This window comes from Capnocytophaga sputigena (genome assembly GCF_900446695.1).
GTDB lineage: Bacteria > Bacteroidota > Bacteroidia > Flavobacteriales > Flavobacteriaceae > Capnocytophaga > Capnocytophaga sputigena.
The window spans coordinates 296726-312668 of sequence record NZ_UAVP01000011.1 but is presented as its reverse complement, the minus strand read 5'-3'; the positions used below and the strand labels follow the sequence as shown (position 1 = coordinate 312668).

The 15943-nt window shown below is 34.8% G+C and carries 14 protein-coding genes; 1 reads left to right on the top strand and 13 read right to left on the bottom strand.

Going from position 1 to position 15943, the window contains the following annotated elements; genetic code table 11:
• Nucleotides 1-209: 209 nt before the first annotated feature.
• Nucleotides 210-1166 carry an acyltransferase family protein gene (locus DR017_RS13465; protein ID WP_002678911.1) on the top strand — a complete coding sequence of 319 codons (957 nt, stop codon included), beginning with the start codon at nt 210-212 and terminating at the stop codon, nt 1164-1166.
• Here the strand turns inward: DR017_RS13465 and DR017_RS13460 are convergent.
• From DR017_RS13460 to purE, 13 genes are all read right to left on the bottom strand, one after another.
• Nucleotides 1163-1894, bottom strand: a complete 732-nt coding sequence (locus DR017_RS13460) for a DUF4369 domain-containing protein (RefSeq protein WP_002678759.1) — start codon at nt 1892-1894, stop codon at nt 1163-1165. The two genes, DR017_RS13465 and DR017_RS13460, sit on opposite strands and share 4 nt — an antisense overlap.
• Before the next feature lie 35 nt (nt 1895-1929).
• Nucleotides 1930-2997 (bottom strand): chorismate-binding protein, encoded by a 1068-nt coding sequence (locus DR017_RS13455; protein WP_002678825.1) that lies wholly within the window; start codon nt 2995-2997, stop codon nt 1930-1932.
• 20 nt (nt 2998-3017) lie between these two features.
• A complete protein-coding gene (locus DR017_RS13450) occupies nt 3018-4763 on the bottom strand; it encodes an ABC transporter ATP-binding protein (protein ID WP_002678664.1) in 1746 nt (581 codons plus the stop codon).
• Nucleotides 4764-4849: 86 nt separating this feature from the next.
• Entirely contained in the window at nt 4850-7300 is a 2451-nt protein-coding gene (gene priA / locus DR017_RS13445) for a replication restart helicase PriA (protein WP_002678873.1), read from the bottom strand.
• Entirely contained in the window at nt 7300-8211 is a 912-nt protein-coding gene (locus DR017_RS13440) for a YihY/virulence factor BrkB family protein (protein ID WP_002678669.1), read from the bottom strand. Before DR017_RS13440 ends, priA begins: the two co-directional genes overlap by 1 nt.
• A 7-nt stretch (nt 8212-8218) precedes the next feature.
• Complete coding sequence (locus DR017_RS13435; protein WP_002678812.1) at nt 8219-8398, bottom strand: hypothetical protein; 180 nt, start codon at nt 8396-8398, stop codon at nt 8219-8221.
• A 3-nt stretch (nt 8399-8401) separates the two neighbouring features.
• Nucleotides 8402-10012, bottom strand: coding sequence for a hypothetical protein (locus DR017_RS13430; RefSeq protein WP_002678639.1), 1611 nt, complete (start codon nt 10010-10012; stop codon nt 8402-8404).
• An 11-nt stretch (nt 10013-10023) separates the two neighbouring features.
• Nucleotides 10024-10635: a hypothetical protein gene (locus tag DR017_RS13425; RefSeq protein ID WP_002678713.1), complete on the bottom strand. Its 612-nt coding sequence runs from the start codon at nt 10633-10635 to the stop codon at nt 10024-10026.
• A 44-nt stretch (nt 10636-10679) separates the two neighbouring features.
• A complete protein-coding gene (locus DR017_RS13420; protein ID WP_002678653.1) occupies nt 10680-11129 on the bottom strand; it encodes an SMI1/KNR4 family protein in 450 nt (149 codons plus the stop codon).
• 50 nt (nt 11130-11179) lie between these two features.
• Nucleotides 11180-11845 carry a uracil-DNA glycosylase gene (gene ung / locus DR017_RS13415; protein ID WP_002678685.1) on the bottom strand — a complete coding sequence of 222 codons (666 nt, stop codon included), beginning with the start codon at nt 11843-11845 and terminating at the stop codon, nt 11180-11182.
• Nucleotides 11845-13773 carry a LysM peptidoglycan-binding domain-containing protein gene (locus DR017_RS13410; RefSeq protein WP_002678715.1) on the bottom strand — a complete coding sequence of 643 codons (1929 nt, stop codon included), beginning with the start codon at nt 13771-13773 and terminating at the stop codon, nt 11845-11847. The genes ung and DR017_RS13410 overlap by 1 nt, the downstream gene beginning before the upstream one ends.
• 44 nt (nt 13774-13817) lie before the next feature.
• A complete protein-coding gene (guaA, locus tag DR017_RS13405) occupies nt 13818-15365 on the bottom strand; it encodes a glutamine-hydrolyzing GMP synthase (protein ID WP_002678916.1) in 1548 nt (515 codons plus the stop codon).
• Nucleotides 15358-15843: a 5-(carboxyamino)imidazole ribonucleotide mutase gene (gene purE, locus DR017_RS13400; protein ID WP_002678800.1), complete on the bottom strand. Its 486-nt coding sequence runs from the start codon at nt 15841-15843 to the stop codon at nt 15358-15360. Before purE ends, guaA begins: the two co-directional genes overlap by 8 nt.
• Nucleotides 15844-15943 lie beyond the last annotated feature (100 nt).

The window sequence follows — 15943 nt, the reverse complement described above, 5'->3', positions numbered from 1 at the left end:
CGGCAAAAATACATATTTTGTGGGGATTACAAAAATATTCTTAAAAAAAAGATAACATTTTTTGTTTGTATAAAAAGAGGAAAAGAGTTTTAATTATTAAAAATCAATAGTTTAAAGTGTTTTTATTAAGAAAGAAGAAAGCTTTAAACAGAAAGTATTTTTGCTAATTAAAAAAAAGAAAGTATTTTTGCTCCTATAAAGAAATAGGTATGAAAGAACGCAATCCTCTTATTGATGTGCTCAAAGGTTTTACTATCATATTGGTAGTGATGGGACACGCTTCGCAATGGTTTTCAGGTGATGACCGTACAAATCCTTTTTATGTAACTATTTACGCTTTTCATATGCCTTTATTTATGTTTCTTTCAGGCTATGTGAACTTTAATGCACGAGGTGAGTTGAATCTCAGCAAACGCTTTCAAGTATTAGTGATTCCTTTTTTTGTATGGTTTTTAATTTCGGCTATCTATCACGAATATATTTTTGATGAAATAGAATTATGGAAAAATCTTTGTAGGCTTATTTATGAACCTACACGAGGAATGTGGTTCTTGTGGTTGCTTTTCTGGGAGTGCGTTCTGCTTTATCTTGCTTTGAAAATCAACAAATACCGCGAAATATGGGTAATGATAGGTTTATGGAGTATTCTTGTATTTTTGCATCGTGCCACAGGGGCACAACCTATCTTCTATGGTTTACCTCAATTGTGCTGGTATTTTATCTATTTTTCATTAGGTTATGCTACCCATAAATATAAATCTCAAGCCTTAAAAATTTTGCGCCCTATAGGCTGGGCAGGATTTGTGATCTTTCCACTTTTATTGTTTTTTTCAGTTGATAAATCTCATTATATACTCGATTCTCTTCGTTTGTATGCTCTGGCACTTACGGGCATTGCAGCTTCTTATGTTCTATGGGAAGGGATCTGTCGTTCAGAAAATAAAGTGACACAATGTTTGAAGTATTTAGGAAGTATTTCATTAGAAATATATGTCACTCATTACTATATGCGTTTTTTGGTAGCCTATATCAAAGAATATATAGGCGATAACTTCTATTTGAACGTAGTGATTTTTACGGTTTTAGCTGTTATCGCCTGTGATATTATACAACGTCTCATACAGCGAGTGAAATGGTTGAGGAGAATACTTTATGGTAGATTTTAATTTTTAATACTCTCATTTTCAGCTTTTCGAGCTATTTCTATATAAGTTTTGAACTCTTTACCGTATTTAGAATTAGCGACATCTTTGTTCAGTTTCCCGTAGATAGAATCTAAATATTTTACACGGGTATTAGGAGCATCGGCTAATACTACATAAGGAGTTACATAAGAATTGGGGTGAGAGAGGGCGTAATTTAACACAAAAAGGTGGCGACGGAAGTTATTCTTCTCGGAAGCAGCGTTTAGTGAATCGACTAAGGAAGTTTTGCCAGCTTTGAAAGCATTTACTTGTTGTTCAAGTAGTTGAGCATTACGCATCCCAAATTGTCGCATAGTGTGTAGGTATTCATTGTATTCCTTTTGTGATTGAGAGCCACTGATATTGGCTCTTACCTCAAACATATCATAAGCGCTATTGATGTTGATAGTGGTAGGTTCACCAAAAAACATCAAGCGGTCACCGAGGTCAGTGCCAGCTTGTTTCTTCAAATCGAGGTAGATGTAAAAAATTTCAGGACTTTCTAAATGTCGTTTGAAAGTAAATTTACCATCACCATTGGCTACTACTGAGTCGATATTGGTAAGTTTATCATTTACATATTGTTGTAAATAGATAGTTCCCATTTTTAACCCTTCGATATTGCCTTCTACAATCATCGTGTTTTTGTCGTCCTTCTCACAAGCTACTATCATCAATAGTGCCGACATTGCCATTACTAATCTCTTCATTATAATTTAGTTTTTAGTTATTAAAAAGTGTGATGTTACAGAATTGTTATCATTGTTTGAGCTTTGTTCTGTGTTTCCTCGTATTCTTTTTCGGGTATGGAATCTTTGGTAATGCCACCTCCTACATATAAAGAGGTTTCGTTAGCAGTGATTTGCATACAGCGTAGATTTACATAGAGCGCTTGGTTATTATTAGATACCCATCCACAATAACCTGTGTAATATTGTCTATTATAAAGTTCATTTTCTATAATAAATTTATGAGCTTTATCAGTAGGGTAGCCACAGACAGCAGGGGTAGGGTGGAGGCGTTGGATTATTTCAAAAGCTTTATTTTCTTTTATTTTTCCTTTGATTATAGTGCATAAGTGCATTACTTTTCCAGCTTGTACGGTTTTGGGGGCTGAAACTTCAAATTTTTCAGCATATCCTTGTAACTGTTGTACAATGGTATCGGTAACTATTTGCTGTTCTTCTTTTTCTTTAGAAAGCCAATGAACCTCACCTTCTTTGAAGGGTTGTGTTCCTGCTAATGCCATTGTTTGAAAATTGTTACCATTACTTTGAAAAAGTGTTTCGGGAGTAGCAGCGAGCCAAGTTCCCACTTTAGGGTGATAAAACAAATAGCAAAATGCTGAAGGGTATCGTATTACCATATTAGTAAAGCTCTTAAAAGGATTTACCACTTTTTTGATAGTTATCTTGCGCGAAAGAACTACTTTCTCAAAAGTTCCTTGATGTATTTCATTAATAGCTTTGGTTACTAAATCTATATGCTTTTGTTTTTCGGTTTTGGTATCTTCTAAAATATCAATATTAGTATTTTCTACAATTGATAGTATAGGTAAATAACTTATGGTTAATTTGTTAGGAGTGATGATAACAGCAGGTTCGTTAGCATCGAAAGGAGCGAAAACAAATCCCTCTTGTTCTTCTTTACCAACGGTAAAAAAATGAAGTGTATCATTTTCTTGCTCCAACAATATTACTGAAGTGTGATGTGGAGGTTTGTAGCACACAAAAGGTAAATTTTCAGCATATTTGTGCTGTACTTGTTTTAGAAGTTCTTCAAACGAAATATAATCTTCAGTTTCTATTCTCATAAGTTAAATTGCATAACAGCTTATATGGTTTGGGTATCGTAAAATGCTTTGAAGACGCCATTTTGAGCTAAAAGTTCATCTTTGGTACCTTGTTCTACTAATTTTCCTTTGTCGAGCATTAATATTTTATCGGCGTATTTAGTGATAGACACACGATGACTCACTATAATTACGGTTTTGCCTTTTAAGGTATCGCGCAAATTAGTTAAAATCTTCTCTTCGGTATCGGTATCTACGGCTGATAAACAATCGTCTAACAAATAGATTTCAGCTTCTTTGAGTAAAGCTCTTGCGATGGCTACACGCTGGCGTTGCCCACCACTGAGTGATACCCCGCGTTCTCCAAGTACTGAGTCGTATTGGTTTGTAAACTCTATAATATTATTATGCACTACCGCTTTTTGGCAGGCGTCAATTATCTGTTCTTCAGTAGCGTTACTATTTCCAAAACGCAAGTTGTTGCGAATAGTGTCCGAAAACAAAAAGTTCTCTTGAGGTACTACCGAAATAGCCTTGCGCAAGCTATGTAGATTTAATTCTCTTATAGGTTTACCTCCTATCAGTATTTCACCCTGATTTGCATCATACATACGTGCAATGAGATCTAATAGTGTAGTCTTACCACTACCAGTTTTGCCTATAACTGCTACAGTTTGTCCTGCTTCTATATGGAAAGATACATCATTGAGAGCTTCTATTCCCGTATCTTCATAACGGAAAGATACTTTATCAAATGTAATATCTCCTTTAATAGGTGTAAGCTCTCCTACCTGATTGCGTATCTGAGGTACTTCGGAAAGGAACTCATTGATGCGCTTTTGAGAGGCTTCAGCTTGTTGTACAATGGAACTTACCCAACCTACGGTAGCCACAGGCCAAGTGAGCATCATCACGTAAATACTGAACTCTACAATTACTCCAATAGATTGTATTTCACCGGTGTAATAGAGCTTTCCTCCAATAAAGATTACAAAGATAAGACTCAATCCTATCATCAGTATCATTGTAGGGATAAAGAAAGCCTGTATCTTAGCGAGTTTAATATTTTTCTGACGACCATCTTCGGCAAGTACTGCTAATTGCGCATCGGTAGCCGCCTCATTATTATACGATTTTATCACCCCAATACCCGAGAAAGTTTCTTGTGAGAAAGTAGAAAGGTCGGATAGGTAGGCTTGTACCTTCATCGTTTCGATATTAATCTTTTTGCTCATTTTGTAGATAAGCAAAGAGAGAATAGGCAATGGGATAAGGGTGTAGATAGTAAGTTTGGGAGAGATGATAAACATTAGCGGAATTACGCAAGCAAAAAGTGTAATAGTTTGCACACTATACATAATAGCAGGACCTGCGTACATACGCACTTTCGATACGTCCTCGCTGATACGGTTCATCAGGTCACCTACTCGGTTGCGTTTGTAGAAGCTAAGTGATAACTGTTCGTATTTTTTAAATATCTCGTTTTTCATATCGTATTCGATGTAACGAGATACATTGATGATAAGCTGACGCATAAAGAACATTAGCACCGCTGATATGATAGTTGTACCAATGATAATGAGCGCGTATTCTATAAGTAAGGAAGTCATTTGAGAGGCATCTTTGTTAGTAGATTTAGCAAAGTCCTCAATGGCTGCGATAGAGTTTTTTACATATCGCGGCATAAAGAGAGAAAACACGCGTGATACTATAGTAATGAGTATCCCAAGTAGTAAGTGGTATTTATATTTAAAAAAATATTTACGTATATGTTTCAGATGTGCCATTGGCTTAAATTCTCAATCAGAGTGCAAAAGTAAGAATAATTTGTCAATTAGCCAATTTGTTGATTAGCAAATTAGCAAACTAAAAATTAATCAATCAAATAACTAACTCTTATAGCACGAAAATTACTAATAGACTGAAAACTGGTTTCTATACGTTTGATTTGTTCTTTAGTATGATGTATAGAAAGTTCAGAAGGTTTTACCTTCACTAAAACATCTTTCATATATTCGTTCCTGATGCGTGAAATTAAGGGAAACTCAGGACCTAAAATTTCTATTCCTTTTTTGGAAGCAAAAGCTTCTTTAAGAGCATTAGCAAACCATTCAGCACCTTCGTTTGTACGATTGAAGTTTGTGTGTTTCAGTGTTATTTTAATCATTTGTACAAATGGAGGATACGAGAAAGATTGGCGTTCCTCTATTTGACTTTGATACATCCCCTTGAAATCATTTTGTAATACTTGCTGAATTACAGGGTGTTGAGGATTGTAGGTTTGTATCATTACCTTTCCCTGTAGGGCACTTCTCCCTGCACGTCCTGAGACTTGTAATAATAACTGAAAACTACGTTCATAAGCTCGATAGTCGGGGGAATGAATGAGAGCATCAGCATTCATCACCCCTACTAAACCAATATTTTCAAAATCTAATCCTTTAGAAATCATTTGAGTACCTACCAATATTTGGGTTTCTTGCTGTTCAAATTTGGCTAATATTTTTTCATATCCATATTTGCCATTGGTAGTATCTTGATCCATTCGGTCAATGGCTACTTGAGGGAAAAGTATTTCTAATTCTTTACTAATCTGTTCAGTGCCAAAACCTTTTGTTTTTAAATCTACACTTCCACAAGCAATGCAAGTTTTGGGCATAGGTATTGCATAGCCACAATAATGACATCTCAACTGATTGCTACTATGGTGGAAAGTGAGGCTCACATCACAATGTGGGCATTGAGGGACTGTGCCGCAATGCATACACTGTACAATAGGCGCATAACCTCTTCGGTTTTGGAACAAAAGCACTTGTTTTCCTTGTGATAAAGTATTGGTCATTTCTTCAATAAGAATATCGGAAAAATGCCCGTTCATACGTTTGCGATGTTGCTTGTCCTTGATGTCGATAAGTTCGATGATAGGGGGGAGAAAATTAGCATAACGTTTTGATAGATAGACAAAACCATATTTACCTACCTTTACGTTGTACATACTTTCTATTGAGGGAGTAGCTGTACCTAATAAAGTTTTAGCTTTGAAGAGGTTAGCTAGCATAATAGCACTATCACGTGCTTGCAAGCGAGGAGCAGGGTCGAACTGGCGATAAGAACTATCGTGTTCCTCATCAATTACTACTAAACCTAAGTTTTTGAAAGGTAGATATACTGAAGAACGTACCCCAACCACTAATTGTGCTTTAGGGTGATTGTTCAACACGTTGTTCCAAACCTCTACACGCTCGTTCGTATTATATTTAGAATGATATACTGATAGATTTTCACCAAAGTGTTTTTTCAATCGATTGATGATATGGATTGTCAAGGCGATTTCGGGGAGCAAGTAAAGTACTTGTTTACCTGCCTTTAGGTATTGATCAATGAGTTCAATATAAATTTCGGTTTTACCAGAAGCAGTAACCCCTTGTAAAAGTACTGTGTTTTTAGTTTGAAACTGTTGCTGTACTTGGTAAAGAGCTTCGTTTTGTATATTGTTAAGTATTTTTTTTGCTAAAACATCGCTATCAGCAAAACTTACACGATCTTTTTGCAGGTAATATATTTCTAAAATACCTTTTTCTACCACCGATTTGAGTACCGCATTTGAAACCTTAGCTTCTTCTAATAGATTTTCAACTTTTAAAGGTAAAACCTCTCTATTGATATAATTGAAGTAAGCCATTATCAGTTTTTTTTGCTTTTCACCTTTCAGCAATTCTAAAGCTTTTTGTAGTCCCTCTTGAGATTGGTAGTCTTCCGCTAAACGTATGTATTTTACGAGCTTTGGTACATATTTTTCAAAAATTCTTTCTGAAATACGAGCAGCACCTTTTTCTACCAAACTCTTTATGACCTTTAAGGTCTTCTTTTTAGGAATGATTTTACTCACTTCACTTCCTTTTAAGGCTGTTTTGTAGTGTAGTACTTCGTACACCTGAAATTCATCATCGCTAAATAGATTGGGATTGAGGTCTTTTTCAGCAATTTCGATAATAGTTTCACTTTCTAACAAAAAAGCTGATGGTAAAGCCGATTTTATCACTTCACCTAAAGTACACATATAATAATTGGCAATCCACTGCCAATGAGTAATTTGTTCAGGAGTAACGATGGGAGTTTCGTCTAAAATATATTCAATATCTTTAGTTTCATAAGTAGGTTCATTGGTATGCACTTTATGAACTAAAGCTGTATATACTTTTGATTTACCAAACGAAACAGCTACACGCATTCCCATTTGCAAGAAATGCGCTTCATCCTCGTTGATACGATAAGTGTACAATTTAGGAAGTGGAAGTGGTAATATGACTTCTACAAAGTACATTAGTCGTGTTTTTTAAGTTTTAAAAGAGAAGCATTTAGTTCAAATCCTAACAAGAGAATATTGGCATTAATCCAAATATACAACAAGAAAATAAGCAGAGCTCCAATAGACCCATACAACTGGTTATATTGCGAGAAGTTTTCGATATAAATACCAAATAAAAACGTAGTTAAACCGAAAAGTAACACTGTAAGGAGAGAGCCTGCTGAAAAGAATTTACTTTCTTTGCCTTCTACTGTACCAAAATAGAATAACACACCTGTACCAAAGTAGGTGATCAAGGCGACAAATACAATTTTTGATATTTTCAGAAGTGTTTCGTAATCGGTAATAAAATTGATTTTATCAAGGTAAGGGAATAAATATATTTCGTAGTAAATGAAGGTAACTACTGCAAACAACACTAATAATGACAAGATGATAGCAACCATTAGAGCATAAAGATATTGTTTGACATAGGTGCGTGTGATTTGTCGGTGGTACGAAAATTCAAATCCACCAAAGATAGCCATAATACCATTGGTCATCAAGAAAATGGATAGGAAAAATACAGATGATAACAATCCCCCTCGTTTTTTTTCGGCAATATCAAAAAAGATATCAGAAAAGAAATCATGAGTACCAGGGGGTAGCATATCATCAATAAAGCCCCAAAAATCTACTTGAAAATCATCAATGGGAATATATGGAATGAGGTTTAAGATAAACAATAAAAAAGGAAATATAGCTAAAAAGAAGCTGTATGAAATGGCACTCGCGCGATATGTGAGAGTACCTTTCATAATCCCTACAATATATAACTCAAGCAAATCATATAAAGAAAAAGCATTCTTAGCTAAACGTATTTTTTTTAGAAATCCGACGAATTGCTTGATGATAGGGAGGTTTTGTATTCTTTCTTTCAATGTCATCAGTAGTTTAGTTTTGAGAGGAGGAATCTATATTTTTAGTAGATTTTCGTTCTTTGAATCGCTCTTTTATTACTCCTATCAACCAATAAGGGAGTACCGAACACAAAAAGCACAATAGCCAAAAACCTATTAGGAAAATGACTACAAAAAGTAGAAAACCTATATATTGATTAAAGTTGAAACTCATATTTTATTTTCGTCGTCTGCTGAAAAAAGCACCTATATTCTCTGCTAAGCGTTTGAATATAGATTTAGGTTTTCTTATCTCATCCATTTCACGTGCAGATGCTTCTCTTTCAGTGAGGAATTCATCGGTGAGGAGTACTCTTTCAGCTCGTTTGAATATAGCAGTTGCTAATTTGTAGAATTTGCTATGTTGAGCATCTACTTTATAAGTGCTAAATTCATAACCATTGCCATCTTGTGTAAATAGGTTGATAGCAGTACCTTCTTTGTTTGGCTCATAATGATAAAAAACAAACTGGTAATCGCATAACTTATCATCCCAATATTCTTTAGTAATCGTCATTCGTGAAGGAGTATTACCTTCAGCTTTTCGGAACTGAAAACCATATCGCCCTATATAAAGCACAGCATCAACATCAGTATAATCACTGTAATATTTTTGTACTTCAGAGAGTGAAAGCAGCTGGTTATAACGTTCTACTGTTACATTATTCCTAAAAAGTCTTACATAATGCACTACTTCACTATACCTACGCTGAAAGTATTGCCAGCACTCTTGTACGAAATAATATTCACGAGGGTTTTTATGAGCTTCTAAGTATACAAAAGGTGATGCCTCATTAGGTTGCCAAGAGATATGCAACTTTTCACCATCAGTAAATAAATAGAAAACTCGTTCGTTGCAATAGAAATATACGCCTCCTATAGCAGGATTTATTTTAGAAAGTGTAATGCGATAGAAGATTTCTCCTTCCCAATATTCATAATATCTTCCCGTTTCATCATCATTGTTTTCAAGTAGGGCAAAATCTTCGGGGTTAATGAAACGTTGTAAGTTTTCTAAATTGATATCGGTACTCTTAAATAAGAAAGTAAAACCATCATTGTTTAAAATCTTTTCCTCAATTTGCTCTTCTTCATAAAGAATTGGACTTCCTTTTTCTAAGGCTTCAAAAAGTTTATTGCGTTTTAACCAAGCTGACCAATTCCATAGTTCTATTTTCTCTTCCTCAACCTCTTTTTTAGTGTAGAGGAAGGTTTTAGGGAGTAATGATTTTAATAAATGATTTTTCTTAAATCTATCAGGATCATCTTTTTTGAGCCAATAACTTACTGTTACCTCATCGGCAGTTTCAAAACGTTCAAGGGGATAAACATATTCAGTTTCTATAAATACTCGAATATCTAATGCTTTTTTTACGGTGAGTTTCCCGATAGCTGTGTCCCCCCAAAAGAAGCCTTCTACAAAAAGATTGCCTTGTACATATAGTTCCTGTCCGCTAACTGCTATATTTTCAGCTGATAGGTTGCCCAAAACAATAAGTCCACAAGCTCCTTCATTACGCTGATTGAAGAGATTACTCACTACAACATTGCCTTGTACGAGGATAAAAGCAGGGACATCTAATTCTTGATAATGATAATCAGGGAAGTGTGTGCTGATATTGTCTAAATTTACAGTACTTTTAGGATGCCAATCACCTTGCACTACTACTACATACCTATTTTCATAAAAAGTATGAGCATAAGAGTAGAACTGGCAATAACCAGCATATTCGCTATCGTTTGGAATGAGATGTTTGATTTCCTTGACGGTTTTTATTTGGTACTGCATAGTAATTATATCTATTTGAATAATCCTTTGAAGAATGAAACTATTCGTTCAAAAAAGTTTTTATTATTATATACTTGCAAAAAATTGTTAGAGGAAGAAGTAGAATTTTTTGATTTTTCTTCTGTTAATCTATAGAATTTCTTATCTATAATTTTAAATGTTTTATTTCCATTTTCGTCAATATCCTCTATTTCACTTTCTATTAATACATACGTAAACTTAGGATTGTCTAAGCCATTTTCAGCAAGCATTGCTGCACCTATAAGGAAATTTTCAACAGAAACAATATAATCGAATTCTATTTTTTGATCATAAATTTCAATCTTTGCTATAGTCATTAACTTTTCGAAATCTTCTTCAATAACAACTAAATTGTTCTTTTTTAATTCTTCTTGTTCATTAATGATCTTTACTTGAATAGTTGTTAAAAATGACTTTGCTTTATTATCTAATTGATCAAAATTTTCAAATACAGAAGTACATAACTCAAAGACTTTATTAAAATCCCAGTTTTCGTGTACAAGTTCTACTTCTATTATAAAACCTTTATTTGAAAATGTAGCGTAATGTATATTTTCATTTTCAGGATCTACTGTAAAATCACTTAGTTGTAATGGCTTCATATTTGATACAATTAGATTTAGTTACTTTTTTTATTCATATTTTTTTAATCATTCCCCAGTATTATACTAAAAAAATGTTCTAAAAATTCTTGAAAGTTATTAGCATATAGATGATCTTCATTCATCATATAATCTCGAATGTAAACAGGATATTCATTAGCTTGACCAGCTTCTTCTATTTTAAAGAAATAGGCTTCTTCGTCCATTTCTAAGAATGCCAATTCATCTTTTTGAAATAGATTATTTTGCAAATTTACTAGATAAGTATAATAAATATCAATATCAGCATCCTCTTGATATTCAGGTGGCGCAATAGTTTTAAAATCAACTCCACAAATAGTGATAAATTCATAGTTTAATAACATCTCTTTATAACTATCAGGCAAGGGGAAACCTAATTTCTTTTCCGTTTGCTCAATCCAAGTTATATTTATGAAGTCTTTGGTTCCTACAGCTATTCTGTCTTTATATTTTTCGATGATGGATTGTATCATTTTCTACAATATTATTGCCTTATTATATCTTATCTTTTAACACTATCTAATTACCAGTTTATGGTTTCTTTACCTACAGATGTAAGATAGACATTAGCCTTGCTGAAATGTTTGTTACCAAACCAATGCCCTCTATTAGCACTCAAAGGTGAAGGATGACCAGAGGTGAGTATGCAGTGTTTGGAACTATCAATAAGGCTAGCTTTCTTTTTAGCATAGCTTCCCCATAACATAAATACTACATTATTACAATGTGTTGAAACAGCTTTAATAACAGCATCAGTGAATGTTTCCCAACCTTGATTTTGGTGACTACCTGCTTCGTTGGCTCTTACCGTGAGGGTTGCGTTGAGTAGTAAGACTCCTTGCGATGCCCAACGTTCTAAATTACCACTGATGGGATAGGGGACTCCTAAGTCTTGTGTTATTTCTCTAAAAATATTTACAAGAGAAGGAGGGTGCGCTATGCCATCGTGTACTGAAAAGCACAAACCATTTGCTTGTCCCTCACCATGATAAGGATCTTGCCCTATAATTACTACTTTTACCTTATTTAGCGGACAGTGGTTGAAAGCCGAAAATATTTGCTTTCCTTTGGGATAACAGATATTTTCGGCATATTGTTGTTTTACATATTCGGTGAGTTTATTGAAATACGGTTTGCTAAATTCATCTTCTAATACCGCTTTCCAACTTGAATCTATTTGTACATTCATTATTTTACTTCTTTGATTTCCATATTGTCGTACTGAACAATGTAAACACCTTGATTTTCGTAACCTCCTCCTTTATAAGAGTTTTTGAGGTAGGCAAACTTGTTCTCTAAGAATGAGGTTTCACCTATACGGGTATTGGTACTATTTAAGTTACCAGATACTCCTAAACGCAATACAGCGTCCATAGTGAGATCAAAGCCACGAATAGCATATTTATTAGGCAAAATACCATAAGTTTTTTGATAGCGAACTGAAAAACTATCACTACCATTAGAGTATTTGTTTACAGTGGGGTAGGTGAAGTGTAAATCAGAAAGTTGATTGTTAGACAAACTACTTGAATCAAACACATTACCTCTTTCTACTGTTGCTAATATAATTTTAGGGAAGGTATTGTTTTTCTTCACTTTCAAAGCATTGTGTAATAAGCGTACCGCTAATGATACATAACCTATATCGTTAGATTGTAACAATACTACATTTTCTTTGCTGTAGTTCAATGCATTAGCAAATCCATTTGCTGACATTTCTGTTACTACTTTGGCGTTAGGAAATGCACGTTCTAATTTGTCTCGTAAACCTGTGTTTTTACTATCAGCTAAGATAATCATATTCTCATCAGAATAATTCTTGTTGAGGTAGCTAATCATCTGAGCTTGTTGAACTTCGTCAGAAGGTAAGGTTTGATATACATTAGGATTTAACACAATGTTCTTGTTTGCTAATGGAGCTAATACCGCAGTTTTGTTGTTTGTAATTAGCTCGGCTACAGCATTAAAGGATTTGGTAGTAAAGGGACCTATTACCACTTGTGAGTTTTGTACGCCAGCATTAGAAGTAATCTTTTTGATGTCACCTTCACTATCATAAACATTTACTTTGAACTTGTATCCCATTTTTTGGAGAGAATCCAAAGCGATAAGCGCGCCAGAATAAAAATCAGTAGCGACAGGTGTGATTTTATTATCAGTAAGGCGTGCTTTTAGGACAGCAGCTTTGTTTGTAGCTCCTATATCAGCTACTTTGAAAGGCAAGATATAGCTAATTTCCTTTACGTTGTTAGGAGATGAAGCTGAGCGCAAAGTGTTGTTAGAGTTTTCAAAATCGTAATTAGGGGTACTAGTAAAAGCTGTGTTTTTATAGCGATCATAATTCTCTTTAGGAATCCATATTTGGGCATCATTTTTTAGACCATCTTTCATTGTAGGGTTGAGTTTTACAATATCAGATTGTGATAAACCAAATTTGCGTTCTAAACTGTAAAATCCTTCCCCTTTTTCTATGAGATAAAGTACTAATTCTTTATTGGTAGTAGGACGAGTAGGAACTTCAGGCTCAGAACTATCTACAGCTGAAGCAGGTACCCATATTTCTTGTCCTTCTTTTAGATTATTGGGGTTAAAACCTTTTTCTTTTTTGTTAATACGTTCCAATTCTTCAATACTTACATTGTGGTTTTTAGCAATTTTCCACAAAGTTTCCTGAGGTTTTACCACATAGCGTTTTTGTCCTTGTACCCCTTTTTGTACCATATCGTTTGTTTTGTTGAAAAGTGGAATAGTAATGCGCTCGTTCTCTTGGAGTTCACGAGTGTAAAGGTCTAAGTTATAGCGCTTCAAATCGTCTATAGAAATGTTGTACTTCTGAGAAAGTCCAAAGAAAGTTTCTCCTGATTTTACCAGATGAGAGGTAAAACCTACTGGACGCTGGGTACTGTAGTGTTTTATCTTGCTGGTAGGAATATTGATAGTTACACCTTTCTGGATTCCATCTTTTACTCCAGGGTTGAGTTTGAGAATATCGGCAGGCGAAAAGCGATAAATTTTAGCAATGCTTTCAATACTTTCATAATTACTAGCAGTATGCTTTTGTTGAGCAAAACTTAAGGTAATACATAGTAAGGCGGTTAGTGTTAAAAATCGTTTCATAATGGCTTATGATTTAATTATTAAATTGTTTAACTATTAATTATTTATTCCCATTCTATAGTGGCGGGTGGTTTGCTGCTGATATCGTACACAACGCGGTTTACACCTTTTACTTTATTGATGATATCATTAGATACTTTTTGGAGGAATTTATAAGGTAAATCTACCCAATCGGCAGTCATACCATCTACACTTTCTACAGCACGTAGAGCAACTACTTTTTCATATGTACGCTCATCTCCCATTACTCCCACACTATTGATAGGAAGTAATATAGCACCAGCTTGCCATACTTTGTCGTATAGATTGTGTTCTTTTAGTGCATTGATAAATATAGCATCTACTTCTTGTAAAATGGCTACTTTTTCGGCAGTGATATCACCTAAAATACGGATGGCTAAACCAGGGCCAGGGAAAGGATGTCTCCCTAATAATTCATCACTAATGCCCAAACTACGACCTACTCGACGGACTTCATCTTTGAAGAGCATACGCAAAGGCTCTACTACCTTTAGTTTCATATAATCGGGCAATCCACCTACATTATGATGAGATTTTATAGTTGCTGAAGGACCTTTTACTGATAATGATTCAATCACATCAGGATAAATAGTGCCTTGTGCTAACCATTGGGCATCAGTTATTTTATGAGCTTCATCATCAAATACTTCAATAAACACGCGTCCGATGGTTTTACGTTTTTCCTCAGGTTCGGTTTTACCTGCTAAAGCAGAGAGAAAACGAGTTGAAGCATCTACTCCTTTTACATTTAATCCCATTCCTTCGTATTGTTTTAGAACACTTTCAAATTCATTCTTACGTAAAAGTCCGTTATTTACGAATATACAATGTAATTGTTTGCCTATGGCTTTATTAAGTAACACAGCAGCTACTGTTGAGTCGACCCCTCCTGATAAACCTAAAATAACTTTTTCATTACCTATTTGAGTTTTCAGTTGGGCAACTGTCATTTCTACAAAATTACTAGAAGTCCAATTAGGAGTGAGTTTAGCTATTTTGAAAAGAAAGTTAGCTAATAGCTTCATACCATCAATAGAGTGAGTTACTTCAGGGTGAAACTGTATAGCGTAAGTTTCTTCACCTTCTATGCGATAAGCAGCGTTTGTTACATCAGGAGTACTTGCTAAACAGACCGCACCAGTGGGTAATTGTTTGATAGTATCACTATGACTCATCCATACTACACTTCCTTCAGCAATTCCTTCAAAAAGAGGTTCTTCAGGTTTGATATAAGTGAGGTGAGCACGACCGTATTCTCGTATGTTAGAAGGTGCTACTTCACCACCACCAAAGTGAGCTAAATACTGAGCTCCATAACATACTGCTAAAAGTGGCATTTTACCTTTCAATGCTGATAAGTCAGGGTGTAAAGCTTCTGCACTTCGCACTGAATAGGGAGAACCAGAGAGTATTACAGCTGAGAAATCATTTAAATTCTCGGGTAAATGGTTATAAGGGTGCATTTCGCAATACACATTTAATTCACGTACTCGACGAGCGATAAGCTGAGTGTATTGTGACCCAAAATCTAATAATAAAAGGCGTGAGCCTTGAAAAGTGTTGTTATTCATCGTTAAGGGTTGCGGCAGCAGTGAGCACTGCTTGTTTCAAACTTTCTTTGTAATCAATCATTTTTTGTAAAAGTACAGTATTGGCACTAGCTAATATTTGTACAGCTAATAAGCCAGCATTTTTAGCAGCATTCAAAGCTACAGTAGCGACGGGTACTCCATTTGGCATTTGCAAAATAGAAAGGATAGAATCCCAACCATCAATAGAATTACTACTCTTTACAGGTACCCCTATTACAGGTAGTGGCGACATAGCGGCAACCATACCAGGCAAGTGAGCTGCACCTCCTGCTCCTGCAATAATTACCTGAATGCCATTTTTATGAGCATTTGTGCTGAAATTCATCAGTTTTTCGGGGGTGCGATGTGCTGATACAATATCTACAACTGTTGTAATGCCAAAGTTTTTGAGAACATCAATAGCGTCTTGCATTACGGGTAAATCACTTTTGCTTCCCATTACCACAGCTACTTTCATATATTTATATTTTTTTCGGGCAAAGATACGAATAATTTGTCAATTAGCAAATTTGTCAATTAGCAAGTTACATATTAAACTATGATGAGTTAGATAGTTT

Coding starts and splice junctions, on each gene's coding strand:
- DR017_RS13465 (WP_002678911.1), top strand. CDS start 210: ATGAAAGAACGCAATCCTCTTATTGATGTGCTCAAAGGTTTTACTATC.
- DR017_RS13460 (WP_002678759.1), bottom strand. CDS start 1,894: ATGAAGAGATTAGTAATGGCAATGTCGGCACTATTGATGATAGTAGCT.
- DR017_RS13455 (WP_002678825.1), bottom strand. CDS start 2,997: ATGAGAATAGAAACTGAAGATTATATTTCGTTTGAAGAACTTCTAAAA.
- DR017_RS13450 (WP_002678664.1), bottom strand. CDS start 4,763: ATGGCACATCTGAAACATATACGTAAATATTTTTTTAAATATAAATAC.
- priA (WP_002678873.1), bottom strand. CDS start 7,300: ATGTACTTTGTAGAAGTCATATTACCACTTCCACTTCCTAAATTGTAC.
- DR017_RS13440 (WP_002678669.1), bottom strand. CDS start 8,211: ATGACATTGAAAGAAAGAATACAAAACCTCCCTATCATCAAGCAATTC.
- DR017_RS13435 (WP_002678812.1), bottom strand. CDS start 8,398: ATGAGTTTCAACTTTAATCAATATATAGGTTTTCTACTTTTTGTAGTC.
- DR017_RS13430 (WP_002678639.1), bottom strand. CDS start 10,012: ATGCAGTACCAAATAAAAACCGTCAAGGAAATCAAACATCTCATTCCA.
- DR017_RS13425 (WP_002678713.1), bottom strand. CDS start 10,635: ATGAAGCCATTACAACTAAGTGATTTTACAGTAGATCCTGAAAATGAA.
- DR017_RS13420 (WP_002678653.1), bottom strand. CDS start 11,129: ATGATACAATCCATCATCGAAAAATATAAAGACAGAATAGCTGTAGGA.
- ung (WP_002678685.1), bottom strand. CDS start 11,845: ATGAATGTACAAATAGATTCAAGTTGGAAAGCGGTATTAGAAGATGAA.
- DR017_RS13410 (WP_002678715.1), bottom strand. CDS start 13,773: ATGAAACGATTTTTAACACTAACCGCCTTACTATGTATTACCTTAAGT.
- guaA (WP_002678916.1), bottom strand. CDS start 15,365: ATGAATAACAACACTTTTCAAGGCTCACGCCTTTTATTATTAGATTTT.
- purE (WP_002678800.1), bottom strand. CDS start 15,843: ATGAAAGTAGCTGTGGTAATGGGAAGCAAAAGTGATTTACCCGTAATG.